A 16,283-nucleotide genomic window follows, 5' to 3' on the forward strand; every position below is an offset into this window, starting at 1 on the left:
CGTTACTCAATAACCCCACCCGCAGACCAGGCAGCGACCACCTCCCGCACTTCTGCCACAGTGCGCGCACCGAGCGCCGCCTCGGCCATGCGTTCGCAGTCGTCGCGGCTGTATTGCGCGAGCGACCGCTCCACCGTTCCCAGCGCACGCGGAGTCATCGACAGACTCGTCACCCCGAGCCCCAGCAGCACGGGCGCGAGCAATGCGTCGCCGGCGGCTTCACCGCACACACCCACCGGTTTGCCCGCGCCCTGGCCAGCCGCCCCAATCTGGCCGATGAGCCGCAACACTGCGGGCTGCCACGGGTCGTTGAGGTGGCCGAGCGCGGGAGACAATCTGTCGGCGGCCATCGTGTACTGCGCGAGATCATTCGTGCCGATACTCACAAAGTCGACGACTTCACACAGCTCGCGCGCCATGACCGCCGCCGCGGGCGTCTCAACCATCACCCCTGCGCGCGCAAGCCCAGCGGCACGCGCCCGCTGCACGAACTCTGCCGCTTCTTCGAGCGTCGCGATCATGGGTGCCATCACCCAGACCTCGGCCTGAGCCTGCGCTGCGGCGAGCGCGAGGGCGCGCAGCTGGTCATCGAGCAGGTCTGGCTGCTGCCACGACGTGCGTAGCCCGCGGATCCCCAGCGCCGGGTTGTCTTCGTGGCTAAGGGATGCGAACGGGAGCGGTTTGTCGCTGCCCGAGTCGAGGGTGCGCACGACGACCTTGTTACCGGCGACGAGACCGGCGTCGCGACCGGCGTCACTACCGTCGACGCTACCGGCGAAAGGGGTGAGCACGCGCAGGTATTCTGCGACCTGTTCGTCTACCGTAGGCGCGGTGTCGCGTTGCAGAAAGCAGAACTCTGTGCGAAACAGCCCGACCCCGTTCGCGTGGGCGCTGGCGGCCTGCTCGGCTTCTGCGCCACCGCCGACGTTTGCGAGAAGCGGCACGGTCTCACCGCTCGCGAGCCTCGCGACGCCAGAGAACTCAGGCGCGGCCTTTGAAGCCTCAGACCCCGCGGTCTCCTTGAGCCGGGCGAGGCGTTCAGCAGTGGGGTGCAGCTCGATCACCCCGGTGTCGCCGTCGACGAGCACAGTGACACCCTCAGCAATAAGGGTAGCGCCCGCCACGTTAGTGACGGCGGGCAGCCCGAGCGAGCGCGCAATGATCGCGGTGTGTGAGGTGGGGCCGCCCTGTTCGGTGACGAGGGCGACGCAGCCTGAGCCCGCGAGGGCGTGGGCGTCAGCGGGGGCAAGGTCGGTGGCGGCAAGCACATACGGTGACGATTGGGTGGGAAGACGAGTGCCAGGCTGCCCCGTGAGGTGCGCGATGATGCGGTCGCGGGCGTCGTACAGGTCGGTGACGCGCTCCCCGGCGCGGTCGCCCTGTGCGCGCAGCTGCTGCGCGGTCAAGGCGGCCGCCTCCCAGATGGCGCGGGCGGCCGTCACGGCGGAGCCGTTGATACGTGCGGTCGCGTCTTGGAGCAGATCTGGGTCTGTGGCGATGAGGCGGGCGGCCTCGAGGATCGCGCGGGCGGGGCCCTCGGCTGCGTCCGCAAGCGTACCGAGGTCTTCGCCCGCCTGCCGAGCAGCGGCGGCGAGCGCGCGGGCCTCGCCTGCGCGCTCGTCGGGCGCGATCGGCGTGGCCGAGGGCTCGCGTGTCACTGCCTGAAGCTGCACGACCTGCGCGGCGGCGGCTCCCCCGCTCACACCGCGCCCCTGCAGCGTCCCGTCCTCTGGCGACGCGCTCTGCTCTGGCAGTGCCCCCGGCGTCTGCTGACTGACTGGCTGGGGCTGGGGCGCGAGCGTCTGGGGCGCGGCGGCTTCAACGCCCTCCCCAAACCCTTCATCGAATAACCGCTCGAGCGCGGCGAGGGTGGCGGCGGCCTCGCTGCCCGTCGCGGTGAGCTCGATCTCGTCGCCCTGCCGAGCTCCCAGCGTGAGCAGCCGCGTGAGGCTCGCAGCGCCTACCGCTACCCCGCCCGGCAGCTTGCGCAGCGTGACGCGCGCTGCCCGCGACGCCTCCGCGATGAGCGCGGCGGGCCTGGCGTGAATGCCCAACGCGTTACGCACGGTCACTGTCGTATGCGCGGCGGGGGTGTGATCCGGATCATCACCCGCCCCGAGCGTGAGATCACCCGTTGGCGCGCTGTCGGCTTGCGTGAGCGCCCCAGCTCTCGCGGGCGTCTCGGCTTGCGGGGGTGCTTCGCCCAGCTGCGCCGCTTTAGCGGTGAGCGCGTGCGCCGCTTCGTGCGCGACTTCGTCGAGCGAGGCGCCGCTCGCCGCCGACACCGTGGCGGTCAGGAGCCCCTCGATGAACGGGGCTCCCACGAGCATTGCCGGGGTGTCGCTGGCACGCAGTTCGAGCGCGAGCTCGGCGCTCAGCACGGCAGAGCCCAGGTCCATGAGCACGACGATGCCGGTGCAGCCTGGGTCTTGCGCGAGTGCGTCAATCGCGTCTGCCACGGCCATCGCGTCGGTGCCGAGCACGGGAAGACCGGCCCCGTCTACCCCCGCGCCAGCCGCGACCTGCATGAGCGTGCCGCCCGCGGGCACCATTTGCAGGGCGAGCTCGACCGCCGCGGCGGCCAAGCTGGCGCTGTGTGAGACGACGACGATGCCAATCACGATGCGATGCCAATCACGATGCGATGCCATTCACGATGCGTAGCCCATCACTTCGTGCGCCCGGTCACTTTGCACGCTGTGCTGTGGCGGCCGTCGCGGCGGCGAGGGCTTCGAACAGGAGGGCGGTGGAAGCGGCGCCCGGGTCGATGTGACCCGCGCTGCGCTCACCCAGGTAGCTGGCGCGCCCCTTGCGCGCCACCATAGGTGCGGTCGCGTCGCGCCCCGCTTGCGCAGCGGTAGCGGCAGCCTGCGCCGCGGTCCCCGCGCTGTCTCCGCTCCCCGCCGCCGCTTCGAACGCTTCCACGGCCGGCGCCATCGCGTCGACGAGCGTCTTGTCCCCCGGCACGGCCTTGCCGCGCGCCATGATCCCGTCAAGCCCCGCGCGCAGGGCCGCCGCGAGCTCGCTGGCGCTGGGCTCCGCTACGGGGCCCGCCGCGACCGCGGCCCGCAAAAAGAAGGTGCCATACAGTGGGCCGCTCGCACCGCCGATGGAGCTGACGAGGGTCATACCCACCGCTTTGAGTAGCTCGTTCGCCGCTACGGGGCCACCCGCGGCCTCCGCGAGGGCCGCGGCCTTTGCGGCGGCAGCCTCCATGCCGCGGGCCATGTTGCTGCCGTGGTCTGCGTCACCAATGGCCGAGTCGAGTTCGGTCAGCCAGTCACGGTTTGTTTCTACACCGGCACAAAACAGGTCGATCCAAGTGGTGAGCGTGGTGCTGGCCATCACTTACCCCACCGTAGGCCGGGCGTCACCACAGGTGCGTCCCACAGCCGCAGCATCTCGTCGTCGGCGGCGAGCACGGTGACCGAACACCCGGCCATATCGAGCGAGGTGATGTAGTTGCCGACGAGATTTCGGGCGACGGTGACCCCCGCCTCCTGTAGCAGCGCGGCCACCTCGGCGTACATGAGATACAACTCAATTTGCGGGGTGGCCCCCATGCCGTTGAGCATCACGATGGCGGGCCCTCGCGCGTCAAGGTCGGCGAGGATCGGTGCGAGCAACTGCTGTGCGATGTCAGCGGCCCCGGCGATCGGCTCACGGTGCCGCCCGGGCTCACCGTGAATACCAATGCCGATCTCCATCTGGTCTTCGGGCAGGTCAAAGGTGGGCTTGCCCGCCGCGGGCACCGTGCAGCTGGTGAGCGCCATGCCCATCGACCGGCCGCGCTCGCTCACCCGCTGTGCGAGCGCCGTAACCTCGGCCAGGCTCTGCCCCTCTTCGGCCGCCGCCCCCACGATCTTCTCGAGCAGCACCGTGAGCCCCACCCCACGCCTGCCAGCCGTAAACAGTGAATCCTGCACCGCCACATCGTCGGCTACCACGACGCTCGCCACTTCGACCCCCTCGAGCTCGGCGAGCTCTGCCGCCATCTCGAAATTGAGCACGTCACCCGTGTAGTTCTTCACGATGTGCAAGACGCCAGCACCCCGGTCTACGGCAACGGTAGCGGCCTGAATCTTGTCGGGCGTGGGCGACGTGAAAATCTCGCCCGCCACGGCCGCATCAAGCATGCCCTCCCCCACAAAGCCGCCGTGCAGGGGTTCGTGGCCCGAGCCGCCGCCCGAAACGATCGCCACCTTGCCTGCCGCCTTGGCGTCGGTGCGCGTGATCACGCAGGTGTCAAGGTCGACGCTCAGCTCGGGGTGCGCGGCAGCGACCCCCTTCAGCGAGTCGACGAGCACCGTGCCCGGGCCGTTGATGAGTTTCTTCATCGTGCTATCTCCTTTGATTGCGGGGGTACATCTCGAGCGGTTACTTCATGACGGCGAGCACCGAATCCAGGATCGCGGCAAGCCAGTCGAACACGAGCACCGTGCCGCGCGTGGACTCTTGATCCGACAGCAGATCATGGTCCTCAGCCGACTCGAGCCCGATCCGGGCCGCCATCGCCAGCCGCAGCGCCGTGAGCGTGCGCGCCCAGGCCGGCAGGGACTCGGGCGTAATATCGACCGTCACGTCGTGCGCGTCATCGGGCACGCCGGCCCCCAGCCCCAGATCGGCCGTGACGCGCATCGCGTCTTGCAGCTTGCGATTCACGAGCCCCTGCTCGGTGACCCGGCGGTACGCCGAAGCGTCATCGGCGCTCTCATACGCGTCAGGAAACAGTCGCGCCAGCGCCGGATCCTCGGGCAGCTCCTCGGTGCCGCCCACTTCGAGGCTCGCAAACAAAGGATCCGGATCGAGCGCTGTCTTGCTGTGGCCCTGCAGCAGCTGGGTGAGCTGGGTGACGAGCTGATCGAGCATCGCCGCCTCTTCGATCTCGAGCGTGAGGCGCAGGCCACCGCCCGGAAGCGGCGCGATTCTCATGAGGCTCCTCCCTGCTGAACGGTGGCCCACAGGCCGTACTCGTGCATCGCTTCAACGTGCAGCTCCATCGCGGTGCGAGTGCCCTCGGCCACGACAGCGCGGCCCTGGTTGTGCACCTGCAGCATCAACTGTTCAGAGCGCGCCTCGTCGAACCCAAAGTGCCGCCTGAACACGTACGCGACATACGACATGAGGTTCACCGGGTCGTCCCACACCACCGTCTGCCACACGGGCTCGCGCTGGCGCTCTGCCTGATCGGCCAGATGAGCGCCCGGAGACACCCGGCCCGTAGGCGCCGCACTTTCTGCGCGATCGAGCGTGGTCGCTTCTGCCCGCATTATCCCCACCCCAGTTCGTGAATGCGCGCTTCTGTGATGCCATAGAAATGCGCGATTTCGTGCACAAGCGTGATGCGAATCTCGCGCACAAGCTCGTCTCTGTCTGCGCTGTGTACGATGAGGTTCTCGCGGTACAGCACGATGCGGTCGGGCTGCTCGCCGTACCCATAGACATTGCGTTCGGCGAGCGAGAAGCCGTCATAGATGCCGAGGGTGTCACTGCCATCTTCTGGTTTGTCTTCGACCATAAAGATGACATTGTCGAGCTGTTGCATCATGTCATCGTGCAGCGAATCGAGGCCGTCGGCGACCATCGATTCGAATTCCTCTGGCGATATCTCGAGCATGTCTTCACACTACACAGAATGCGCTGCCGCGCGGGTGAAGACTTTGTGCGTGCAGCCCCCGCGCAGGCGCGGCGCGCGCGAGGTGCACGCGATTTGGCGAGGCCTGGCCGGCATGAGTTATGCTCTTACATGTTGCCCCGATCGCCCCGGCGAGAAGGAACAGCATGGTGGGCGTAGCTCAGTTGGTAGAGCACCGGCTTGTGGTGCCGGTGGCCGCGGGTTCAAGTCCCGTCGTCCACCCCAGTAATCACCCCCGACTTTCGAGTCGGGGGTGATTTTTTGTTTGCTGGCATTGTGTTGCTCCCGGCCCTCGCAGGATTGACTGCTGCTGGATCGTCAACTACTCAATGCTCTATCTCTCCAACGAACCCGTGCGTATGTTCAAGGCGTTGGTCGAGGTGATGCGCAGATGTTCAGTTAGAGAACCCTGCGCTCGGGGCACAGCCCGAACTGTAAACCCGCCGCGTCGTCAAGACACGCCTCGCAGCGGACACAGGCCATATCAGGTATCGAGCGCCCGCACGGATCGCATCAGCCATCACCTGCCGATCTTCAAGAGAGTTGGTCACCAGACCATGCGTGCCCTGCGCGGTCGGCGACAGCTCTGTGCCGAGAATCTCCGTACGCACAACCGAGGTCCGCGACGCCTGCCCTCGAGCGTGTCGATCGGCTTCGACCTCGACATGCTTCGACCACGTCCACCGCAGACCATCCGAACGCGAACCTGCGATCAGCAGCGTTCGGGTGACCGGCGAGGCGCGCGCATTGGCGTCGAAAAAGAGTAGCGGCGCTTCACTCACCGAACAGCTCGGCGTCGGTATCGGCAGCGGACGCTTCCGCCATGCGACGCATCAGCTCGCGACTGTATCGCTCGTACTCATTCAGCGGGATGCGGTGGTGGGTGCCGACTTTGGTAGCCCGGAGATCACCGTCAGCGATCCGACGAAGCACCGTAGACCGAGACATCCCCAACCGCTTGGCGACCTCGGAAGGAGTCAGCAGCTCTACACGGGTGGAGAAGTCAACTACCTCACCGTGCTTCTTCGCCGACTCTAGGAACGCGCGCATGCGCGCCCAGTCGTCATTCGACAGGTGCGCCGGGTTCACTGTCATGCTGTTCATGCCCCCAGCGTACTCCGCATTGAGCACTTACGCATCATCAAGTGTTCACGATGCTAGTCGAACCTCGGAGACTCGAGCAGACCTATGTAACTTTCAGCGCCCACCCGGGGCCACGCGTGGGGCCAAAACTGGTGGTTATGAGCACGCATAACCACCAGTTTTGGCCCCGCAGTGTCTATGCAGTGCGCCTACGCCACCAGATCAGTCCGCCACCGATCGCAGCGAGCACGAGAGCTCCGCCACCCGGTGCGAGCGGGCTGACCGCCTGCCCGGTGTGGGCAAGCGCCTCCCCGCCCTGATTCGCCACTCCAGCGACACCACTCACCGCAGGCTTCTTCGTTTGCTCGTTGCCGTTGCCCTGGCCGGGAGTCGCGCCGTCTGGGTTTCCGTTTGCGTCGTCGCCGTCACTATCACCATCGGGATTTTCTGGTTCAGCGTTTTTGGTCCACACAGAGCCCCATGGTTCACCGATCGCGACCGATCCACACACGGGAGTATCAGCATCGACGACATCGTCTAGGGCCGGCAAAACGCGCCCTGTGCCTGATGAGTCCGTCACCATGCTGCCCCACCCGGCGAAGGTGTAGCCGTCGCGCAGCAGAAAATCGAGCTCTGCCCGCGTTGCGAGCGTCGCCACGTTTCCGATTGCGCCCGTGGTGCAGCTGGCCAGCGCGAAGGTCGTTTCGCCGCGCAGCACCCCAGTCCCACTCACATCAATAGTGGTGAGGTCACCTGCAAGAAAATCGACAGAGTCGTACAGCTCCCAGCCACTATCGCCGTCAACGCCGTTATTGCCGGCAGCTCCATTGGATCCGAGATGGCCCGCGGAGCCATTGAGCCCCGACACACCATGCTCTCCACCCGCGCCGCCGATACCGGCTCCGCCGCCCTGGCCACCCGCACCGCCTGAGCCAGGAAGCCCAGATCCACCCCCAACAAAGGGTGAAGCGTTAAGATCGGGGACATCGTAGGCGAGCATCAAGATGCTGCCCTGGCTGGCGTACCCCGCACCGCCGTCACCGCCGGCGCCACCGTTGCCGCCAGCACCACCTGCGCCACCGTCACCGCCGTGGCCACCAGCGCCCGTGCCGTCGCCGGCGCCACCATTGCCTGCTGCGGCACCGATGCCGCCCATACCGCCAGCCCCACTGGCACCGCCTTCGCCGCCTGTGGCCGTAAATTTCGTCTTGTTCATGTCGGCAATAACAAGCGCACCCTCATTGACGAGCCCGGCACCACCAGTCGTGCCTGCGCCACCGTCGAAGCCTGCGCCACCGCCACCGCCACCACCACCGTCGCCGCCATAGCCGTCGTGCCCGGCAGCCGCGTCACCCCCGTTCTCGCCCGGCTCGCCCGGTGCGCCATTGGCGGCGTTCACGCCCTCGCCGCCGCCGCCAGCAAACACCTGCAATTCCCCGGCCCCCGAAAGGCTCAGCACCGCACCGGCCGAGATCACGAATCCAGGCGCACCTGTAGCGAACGTGGTCAGCACGAGTTCGTGCCCGTTGAGGTCTAGCAGCAGCGTGCCCCGCTCGAGCGTCACCTGCTCCAGGGAGAAGGTCGAAGCGTAGACATCTGCGTCAAGCTCCGCTCGCACCATCGCCCCTGATCCGGCATTGGCGGCCTCAATGGCCGCAAACCAACTGGCATCGTCGGTGATTTGCATCGACCCGGGGGCCGCCATCGCGGCAGGCATCGACATCAGCGAGAACGCTAACCCTGTCACTGCGGCCGCGCCAAACGCGACCGCACCCGTCACTCGCCCACGCCGCTTCTCCCGGCCCGACCTTACTGTAGTGCTCGCGCGTCGCGTGGCCCTCTCTCGATCCAAAAGTCCTCCCAAGCCCGTCTATTTTGGTTCGTACGGCGTCCAGTATATGACCGCGTACACCCACCGCCTTTACCACTGCTAGCGGGCGAGCGCTTCGCGATCACTGCCACGGAGTTGGCGCGCATCGAAGCGTTCGAGTAGGTACCCCACCACGATGCTGGCTGCCACCGCCACCAACACCGTCGCTACACCTGTGAAGCGCGCACCGAGCGGCCCACCCAACGAAAGCACCAGCCCCACTGCCGTGAACGGCAGCCGATACCCGCCCGCAATCGCCCCGGCAGCCCCGCCGACGCGGCGAGGGTCGATGCCGCCGCCAACGTCGGCGCGAAGGCGCGACCGACCAGGTCGCCCACTGCGAGCAGCGGCACAAACAACCCACCCACACCGCCCGCTGCCACCGTCGCGATCGTCGCCACCGCCCGCAGCGCCGCGACCAAAAGCAGCACCCACAGCGACGCTTCAGCGCCCTCAGCCCACGAAATCGCCCCGCCCCCGGGTCCAAGCGCGGCTCCCGGGCCCGCAATGATCCGGATCAAGATGATGCAGCAAAACAGCGCGAGCCCACCGAGCAGCACCTTGAGTAGCGGCTTCGATGACCAGCGCCGGGCGCGGTAGATCCCGGCTCCCATCACGGCCCCAAAGACCCCACTTCCTGTGCCCACCAACAGCGCAATGAGCAGTGCTTGGCCGGGGCCCTGGGGCCCCGCCAGTGGAGCGATCAACCGAATGAAGTCGAGATGCAGCGAAGCGTTCGCCGCCCAGCCGATAGTGGCCCCGAGCCCCGCAGCGATCGCTCGCAACACCGAGACGGGGGCACTATTGCGCCTGCCGAGCTCGAGCATAAAAACCAGCCCCACGAGCGGCAAACCCATGAGAGCGGCGACACCAGCTGCGCCACCGCTTATCGCTGCGGGGCGCGCAAGGTCTGCCAGTCGTTTGCCCCAGCCACCAAGCGACGCTCCCGCGGCGACCCCCAGGTGCGCGGCAGGCGACTCTGTGCCCATCGGCGCACCAGAACCGACCGTGAAAATGATCGCCAGTGCGCGCAACGGCGCCAACTGCCAGGGAAACCGCTCTTCATGCCCCGCGGCTCGCACCACATCACCCGTCAGGTCTGCCCGCAGCGCATTCGACGGTGCACGGAGCCAAGCCATGAACCCCTGCGGTGCGAGCTCGTGCTCGACCAGCTGCTGTTTTGCGCGGCCCTGCGCAAACAGGTAGAGCAGCAGCGCTGAGACGGTGACTCCCGCAAACGGGGCCGCGAGCGTCACCCAGTTGTCTTGGCGTGACACCAGGTCGAGAAGGAGTTTGATGAGCGAGGTCACGCCCACCACAAACGCGGCGCCGAGCACGCCGCCCACGAGGCCGCCGAGCAGCGTGTGGGTGAGACCTCGAATCAGCTTCGTGCCTGCGTAACGGTCGTTCATCGTGCTAGATTAGCGGCTTTCTCGCGCCACGCCGCCGCACACGTCCGTATGATGTCGCGCCTCACGGATGAACTGCGTTTGGCACCCGATGATTGCCGCAGGAGGCAATCGATTAGCTGAAGAGCGTGTTGCTTGAATGCGAAAGACGCACACAGCGGCCTCGCCCCTAATCTTGAGAAATCCGCCGCGAACGCCAGCAGTGTCCTCCTCACCGCCCTTCAAGAGCGGTATGTGGTCGCTCGGGCCGTTACAGCGGCAAGGGTCCGCCCTTACCGCTGCTCATCCGGCCGCTCCCACCACCCCGCCCACCGGGCGATTCGTGGCATGACGCCACAATTTACACAGATTATGGGTCGCCGTGATGAGCTTCCATTCCGCCTGTGCAGCCTCAAAACCACGCCGACTCAACTCACCTAGCCCGCGCCCTGCGTAACGAGTTTCCTGAAGAGAAGGGACTCTCCGCGCGCAACATCGATCGAATGCTCGCTTTCTACCGCGAGTACCCTTATCTCGAGATTTCGCCACGGCCTGTGGCGAAAAGTGAAGACGTCCCGGTTACCGCCGAAATTTCGCCGCAGCCTGTGGCGGAAATCCCCACTGAGCTCCTCCTCGCGGTCCCGTGGGGGCACCACGACCTGTTGCGCAGCAAGGTCAAGGATCGCCCCACGCGCGCCTGGTACATGCAAGCTTCCGTCCAGAACGGCTGGAGCAGGGCGGTCCTCTTGGCTCAAATTAGCGAGTGCCAACGCGGAGGGTCGACGTGCTAGATTAGCGGCTTTCTCGCGCCACGCCGCCGCTTTGTCACCGGTTACTGACACACTAAGCACATGAGGCATTTTGACGACAGCTCTGAGGTGGCCGAGCTCGCTCGGTTGATTCTTGATGCGCGGGATCGGCCGCTCGTTGTCGTCAGCACGGTCGATGCCTCGGGCAGCTTCGGGTACGACCCCGCGCACGTCGCCCATGAGCTAGACGGTGACGCCGACGTGGTGACCGTGTTGACCGGCCCGCTCACCTACGCGCTCGAGTCGATGCTGCCACCCAAAGCCCACGTGTTTAATGGCACCGCTCGCTCGTACCCACCCTCGTTTGGCAAAGACCCCGACTACCGCCGCTCGATCCTGCGGTTTCCTGACCGGCACCCCGTCGACGAGCTCGTTGATGACGCGCTTGCGCAGGTCACAGCGGCGCCTTCCGCCGAACCTTCCCTTCGCCCCGTCTGGGCTCAAGCGATCGTCGAGCGAGTCTCGGGTGCTACGGGCAACGTGGCCCGCCTCGCAGACGGCCGGCAAACACTCATTAACTCCGACAGGCTGCCACCTGCAATCTCGCTTGGCGACGGGCTCGTCGTGGGCGCTCCCGTTTCTGGCTGGCTGCTCGACAAACATCTCTCACCCGAGCCGGCCTCGCCCCAAGACGAGATCGACCGGTTTACCGACGGCTCAATCACCCTCGCACGCATCGTGAAAGTCACCGAGCGACGCGCCACGCTCGTGCTGCACCCGCTCCTGGAGCACTTCATTTTGCGCCGCCGCGACGTGGTCAAGGGCGCAGACGACCCGGCCGAAGATGACGACGGCGTGCTCGTGTCAGACGTCGTGCACCTCGGGCAGACGGTACGCACCCGGGTAGTGCGCACCGGGGCCGAGCTGGCATTGACCCTCATCGACGTCGACCACGAGACCGCACTGGTCACACCGCTGCCCCTGCTGCGCGACGGCACACCGTGGTTGCACGAGGGCGTTGATGCGCCAAGCCCCGAAGCATCCGAGCGAGCCACACCACAGGTGATATCTGAAGCTCCGGCTCTGCCCGACGCTCCGCCCGACGCTCCGCCCGACGCTCCGCGTGCCGCCCGCGTTCAGCAGGAACCGGGCAACATGGCCGAACAAAACCTGCACGCACTAGCGCTAGAGAGCACTGTCAACTCGACAACGCATTCGCCAGCGGCCACTGCGTCAGTCGCTCTGGCCTCGGCGCACGACATGCACGCTGTACGCGATGAGCTCACCTCGCTGCGCGGTGCCTTTGAACGCTTTAGCCGCGAAATGCGGGCGGGCACCGACCACGAGACGATCGACCAGCTCCAAGACGAGGTCAGCAGCACACGCGCAGAGCTCAGCCGCGAACGCGAGCGGCGCACCGAGCTCAGCCTGATGGTCTCGCGCCTCACCCAAGAGCTGCGCGAAGCTCGCAGCGCCTCACCCAGCGAGATCCGGCCGGATCGTGCCTCCCACCGCAGTGACTGGCCCGATGCCGAATCATGGTTGCGCCACGAGATAGTGTGCGCGTGGGTGGCGCGCACGACCGCCTCCGATAAGCACTCGTTTCCCCTCAAACGCTACGAGATCGGCCCGGGCTTCGCGGCCAGTGTTGAACAGCTCGACGAGCGGTCATTCAGCAAAGCCATGCGCGCTGTTGCCGACGTGGTGATGAACCGCGCGGCGCACATCGCGTCGCGCGAGCTGCACCAGCTGCGCACCGGAACAGGCGGCGGCGATCCGTACGTGCGACGCGAAGACGGGTCGACCTGCTGGCGAGTGTCGTTAGAGTCGCACACACCCCAGGCCCGCAGACTGCACTACTGGAAGCTACCGAGCGGCATCATTGAGCTGAGCAAAGTTTCACTGCACGACGATTTTGAACCCTAACCAGGCGCCGACCGCAAGGGGGTGTACGGGGTCGGCCCCTCAGGCTTACCGTCGAGGCATGAATATTCTCTTTGTCATCATCATCATTATCGCCATCGTGCTCGCGGTAGTCGGTGGACTCGTAGAGGCCGTGAACTTCTTGCTCTGGGTGGGCATCGTGCTGCTGATTCTCGCCGTCATCGGTTGGCTTCTGCGCAGCCTGACCGGGCGTAAAAACTAAGGCGTCGCGGCCACCCATCTCAATGATCGCGCAGTAAACGGATTAGGTCGCTCTTCTTGAGCGCCGAGTAGCCCGTGAGCCCCAGCTCTTTGGCTCTGCCGCGCAGTTCGCGCACGGTGCGCTGCTCGTAGTCTTCGGCTTTGCCGCCGCGCCGCCCGACCTCTGACCGGCCCTCTTTCGCGGCCGCGTTTGAGATACGGGCGGCTTTCTCTTCTGACGCACCGTCTTCGCGGAGCCGATCGTACAGCTCGGGGTCTTTCAGCTGCGGTGTCTTGTTCTGAGGCATGATTTCTCTCCTGTTCCTTGTTGTGGGCACGTACTCGCGAGTACGCGCGTGGGTCCTACGGCCAGAGCCACTCACCCCACACGAAACCGCTCGGCATCGCGCGCCCGTAGCGTCAGCCCGCTGCCCGGTGCGTCACCACCAGGCCGCAACGAACCGCCCGTTGGGTCGAGCACGCCATCGAAGAAGCGGCCCTCAATGCGGGCGTGATCGTAAAACCACTCGATGTGCCGCAGGTTGGGGGTGGCCGCCGCCACGTGCGCATGCAACTGTGGGCTGCAGTGCGCAGACACATCAAGCCCGTACGCTGCGGCGAGCGCCGCGACGCGCAGCCATTCGGTGATGCCGCCACACCTGGTGGCATCGATTTGCAGGCAGTCGACGGCTTGCGCCGCGCACATGCGTTGAAAGTAAGGCAGGTCGAAGCCGTACTCCCCCGCCGTGACGTCGGCGTCGATCGAGTCGCGTACCTGGCGTAGCCCGTCGAGGTCGTCTGACGATACGGGCTCTTCGAACCAGGTGACGTTCAAGTCGGAGGCGGCGCGGGCGACACGGATCGCCTCTTTACGCGTGTAGGCTCCGTTGGCGTCCACGTACAGTTCGGTGTGCGGGCCGATCACCTCGCGGGCCTGCCGCATGCGGGCGAGGTCGCGGCCGGTTTCGCTGCCGCGTGACTCGCCGATCTTCATCTTGACTCGTGACATACCCTGCTCGTGTACCCACCCTTCGAGTTGCCCCGCGAGCTGCCTGTCTGAGTAGGTGGTGAAGCCGCCGCTGCCGTACACGGGCACGGTGTCGCGCACGGCTCCGAGTAGGTGGTGCAGGGGCACACCGAGCAGGCGCGCTTTGAGGTCCCAGAGTGCGACGTCGACGGCCGAGATGGCGTACCCGATGAGGCCCTGCCTGCCCGCATTGCGTACGGCGCGCACCATGTCGAGAAACCGGCCGCCCACGTCGAGTGCGCTGTGGCCGACGACGATGGGGGCGAGCGTGCGCTGCACGACTGCCCCGCATTCTGCCGCGCCGTAGGTCCACCCTGTGCCGACGAGGTCGCCCGCGTGCGCCTGCACGATCACCATCGTGGTGGCGTTCCACGCTATCGTGCCGTCGGCCTCGGGGCCCGCGGTAGGCACTGTGTACACCCTCGCATCGAGCTGCGTGATCTTGGGGGCATCCATGTCACCGCTCCGGGCCGCGATCCGTGCGGGCATGATCCGTGCCGGCATGATCCGGGCCATCATGATCCGGATCATCTTACTCACCGCGCTCGCCCTGCTCACCACGGTCGCGCCCCCGGTGCAGCGTGTCATGCAGCGTGTCCCTGACTGTCTCTTTGACGCGCTCGACGCCTTCTGAGAAGAGCGCCTTAGCGGTGTCTTTCACGACTTCTGCCGTGTCGGGGTCCCCCTTCACGAGCGCGAGCCCGGTGTTCTTGGCGAACTCGAACGTGATGTGCGGCGGCAGCGGGGGCACGTTCTTGCTCGTGTGGGCGTCGATGAGGGTGACGCCGCGGTGCGCGAACGCCGCGTCCCAGGCGGCGGCGACCTGGTCATCGCGGGTGACCCTGATCCCGGCAAAGCCGAGCAGCTCAGCCCAGCCGGCGTAGTCGACCGATTCGACGTCTTGTGACGTCGACCAGACCGGGTTCGCGTCTTCTGTGCGCATCTCCCACGACACCTGCGACAGGTCATTGTTGTGCAGCACCATGATGATGAGCTGCGGGTTCTCCCACTGCTGCATGTATTTCTTGACCGTGATGAGTTCGTTCATGCCGAGCATCTGAAACGCGCCGTCGCCAATGGTGCACACGACACAGCGTTCAGGAAACGCGAACTTGGCGGCCACCGCGTACGGCATCGCGGCGAGCATGCTCGCGAGCCGCCCCGACAGGTCGCCCTGCATGCCCTCGCGCAACCGAATGTGGTGGCCGTACCAGTCAGCGGTCGTGCCCGCGTCTGCCGTGACGATCGCGCGAGGGGGCAGCCGCTCGTTGAGTTCGTAGTAGACGCGCCTGGGGTTGACGCCGTCTTCGTAGTTCAGCATCGCCTGCGCACGCATTTCCTCCTCCCACTCCGTCATCTCTTGCGCGACCGTCTGCTGCCACGACAGGTCGGTCTGCTGTGTGAGGTGCGGCAGGAGCGCCTGCAGGGTGGCCCGCACGTCGCCCCACAGGTTGATCTCTGTCGGATAGCGCAGGCCAGTGTGCTCGGGTTTCAGGTCGACCTGCACGGCGCGGGCCTGGCCGCTCTTGGGTAAGAACTGCCCGTAGGGGTAGTTCGTGCCGAGCAGCACGAGCGTGTCGCAGTCGTTCATTTGGTGCAGGCTCGGCAGCGACCCGAGTAGCCCCAGCTGCTGCGTGTGAAACGGCACGTCAGACGGCACCACTTGTTTGGCGCGCAGGGTCGTGATGATGCCTGCCCCGCACAGCTCGGCAGCTTTGAGCACCTCGTCGGTGGCCCCCTTTGCGCCGTGCCCCACGAGAAAGGTCACTTTGTGCCCCGCGTTGATGAGCGCCGCGGCCGCCTCAATGTCTGCCGCGGGTGGCGTGAACCTCAAACTTGGGGCGACCGCGCTCGAACGCGACACCCAGTTTTCAGGCGCAAGCTCGGTGAACGGCATGCCCTGCACGTCGTGCGGCAAGATCACCACGGCGGGCCCGAGCCGCGCGCGGGCGGTGCGAAACGCCGTGTCGACGACGGCCTGCGCCTGCGCGGGCGAAACGATCGTCTGCACGTACACCGCGACGTCGGCGAGCACCCGCTCGAGGTTGCTCTCTTGCTGCGTGAACGTGCCCAGCGCGTTGAGGCCCTGCTGCCCAATAATGGCGACGACCGGCTGGTTGTCCATCTGCGCGTCATACAGCCCGTTCAGCATATGAAACGCGCCGGGGCTCGACGTCGCAATACACACGCCCACCTCGCCCGTGAACTTGGCGTGCGCGGTCGCCATCAGCGCACAAATCTCTTCGTGCGTGGGGCGCACGTATTCGAGCCCCTCCCCGGCACGCTGCGCGTCACCGAGGGCGCCATCGAACTCGCCGATGCCGTCTCCTGGGAACGCGAACACGCGGCTCACGCCCCACTCCTTCACGCGCCGGATCACAAACTCGCTCACCGTAGTCATCGTGTT

The 16,283-nt window shown here is 66.3% G+C and carries 15 protein-coding genes and 1 tRNA gene; 4 read left to right on the forward strand and 12 right to left on the reverse strand.

Going from position 1 to position 16,283, the window contains the following annotated elements:
* Nucleotides 1–2: 2 nt before the first annotated feature.
* Genes ptsP through ACXR2W_RS10905 form a run of 6 tightly spaced genes read right to left on the reverse strand, consistent with a single transcriptional unit; the run spans nt 3 to nt 5,617 of the window.
* Nucleotides 3–2,651 (reverse strand): phosphoenolpyruvate--protein phosphotransferase, encoded by a 2,649-nt coding sequence (ptsP, locus tag ACXR2W_RS10880; protein WP_458815671.1) that lies wholly within the window; start codon nt 2,649–2,651, stop codon nt 3–5.
* 34 nt (nt 2,652–2,685) lie between these two features.
* Nucleotides 2,686–3,345, reverse strand: a complete 660-nt coding sequence (dhaL, locus tag ACXR2W_RS10885) for a dihydroxyacetone kinase subunit DhaL (protein WP_458815669.1) — start codon at nt 3,343–3,345, stop codon at nt 2,686–2,688.
* A complete protein-coding gene (gene dhaK, locus ACXR2W_RS10890; protein ID WP_458815667.1) occupies nt 3,345–4,337 on the reverse strand; it encodes a dihydroxyacetone kinase subunit DhaK in 993 nt (330 codons plus the stop codon). Before dhaK ends, dhaL begins: the two co-directional genes overlap by 1 nt.
* 40 nt (nt 4,338–4,377) lie before the next feature.
* Entirely contained in the window at nt 4,378–4,932 is a 555-nt protein-coding gene (locus tag ACXR2W_RS10895; protein ID WP_458815665.1) for a DUF2017 family protein, read from the reverse strand.
* Entirely contained in the window at nt 4,929–5,270 is a 342-nt protein-coding gene (gene clpS, locus ACXR2W_RS10900) for an ATP-dependent Clp protease adapter ClpS (protein WP_458815663.1), read from the reverse strand. The genes ACXR2W_RS10895 and clpS overlap by 4 nt, the downstream gene beginning before the upstream one ends.
* Complete coding sequence (locus tag ACXR2W_RS10905; protein WP_458815661.1) at nt 5,270–5,617, reverse strand: metallopeptidase family protein; 348 nt, start codon at nt 5,615–5,617, stop codon at nt 5,270–5,272. The genes clpS and ACXR2W_RS10905 overlap by 1 nt, the downstream gene beginning before the upstream one ends.
* A 167-nt stretch (nt 5,618–5,784) precedes the next feature.
* Between ACXR2W_RS10905 and ACXR2W_RS10910 the strand changes: the two genes are divergently transcribed.
* A tRNA-His gene (locus ACXR2W_RS10910) sits at nt 5,785–5,860 on the forward strand.
* 549 nt (nt 5,861–6,409) lie between these two features.
* Here ACXR2W_RS10910 and ACXR2W_RS10915 read toward each other — a convergent pair.
* The 3 genes from ACXR2W_RS10915 to ACXR2W_RS10925 all read right to left on the reverse strand — a co-directional run bounded on the left by ACXR2W_RS10915 (nt 6,410) and on the right by ACXR2W_RS10925 (nt 10,000).
* The gene (locus ACXR2W_RS10915) at nt 6,410–6,739 is read right to left on the reverse strand and encodes an excisionase family DNA-binding protein (RefSeq protein WP_458815659.1); all 330 of its coding nucleotides are present in this window, start codon (nt 6,737–6,739) and stop codon (nt 6,410–6,412) included.
* Between the two features lie 175 nt (nt 6,740–6,914).
* A complete protein-coding gene (locus tag ACXR2W_RS10920; RefSeq protein WP_458815657.1) occupies nt 6,915–8,498 on the reverse strand; it encodes a hypothetical protein in 1,584 nt (527 codons plus the stop codon).
* A 257-nt stretch (nt 8,499–8,755) separates the two neighbouring features.
* Nucleotides 8,756–10,000 carry a chloride channel protein gene (locus tag ACXR2W_RS10925; RefSeq protein WP_458815655.1) on the reverse strand — a complete coding sequence of 415 codons (1,245 nt, stop codon included), beginning with the start codon at nt 9,998–10,000 and terminating at the stop codon, nt 8,756–8,758.
* Between the two features lie 380 nt (nt 10,001–10,380).
* Between ACXR2W_RS10925 and ACXR2W_RS10930 the strand changes: the two genes are divergently transcribed.
* From ACXR2W_RS10930 to ACXR2W_RS10940, 3 genes are read left to right on the forward strand one after another with little or no spacing between them, the layout of a single operon-like run.
* Entirely contained in the window at nt 10,381–10,767 is a 387-nt protein-coding gene (locus ACXR2W_RS10930; RefSeq protein ID WP_458815653.1) for a DUF1016 N-terminal domain-containing protein, read from the forward strand.
* Between the two features lie 60 nt (nt 10,768–10,827).
* Nucleotides 10,828–12,651, forward strand: coding sequence for a hypothetical protein (locus tag ACXR2W_RS10935; RefSeq protein ID WP_458815651.1), 1,824 nt, complete (start codon nt 10,828–10,830; stop codon nt 12,649–12,651).
* Nucleotides 12,652–12,709: 58 nt separating this feature from the next.
* Nucleotides 12,710–12,871, forward strand: a complete 162-nt coding sequence (locus ACXR2W_RS10940; protein WP_458815649.1) for a hypothetical protein — start codon at nt 12,710–12,712, stop codon at nt 12,869–12,871.
* Between the two features lie 19 nt (nt 12,872–12,890).
* Here the strand turns inward: ACXR2W_RS10940 and ACXR2W_RS10945 are convergent, their stop codons facing one another.
* The 3 genes from ACXR2W_RS10945 to ACXR2W_RS10955 form a co-directional block, all read right to left on the reverse strand.
* A complete protein-coding gene (locus tag ACXR2W_RS10945; protein WP_458815647.1) occupies nt 12,891–13,157 on the reverse strand; it encodes a DUF7218 family protein in 267 nt (88 codons plus the stop codon).
* 71 nt (nt 13,158–13,228) lie between these two features.
* Entirely contained in the window at nt 13,229–14,407 is a 1,179-nt protein-coding gene (locus ACXR2W_RS10950; protein ID WP_458815808.1) for an enolase C-terminal domain-like protein, read from the reverse strand.
* A gap of 1 nt (nt 14,408) precedes the next feature.
* On the reverse strand, nt 14,409–16,277 hold the full coding sequence (locus ACXR2W_RS10955; RefSeq protein ID WP_458815645.1) for a thiamine pyrophosphate-requiring protein: 1,869 nt from the start codon (nt 16,275–16,277) through the stop codon (nt 14,409–14,411).
* Nucleotides 16,278–16,283 lie beyond the last annotated feature (6 nt).

This window comes from Leucobacter faecis (assembly GCF_054456695.2).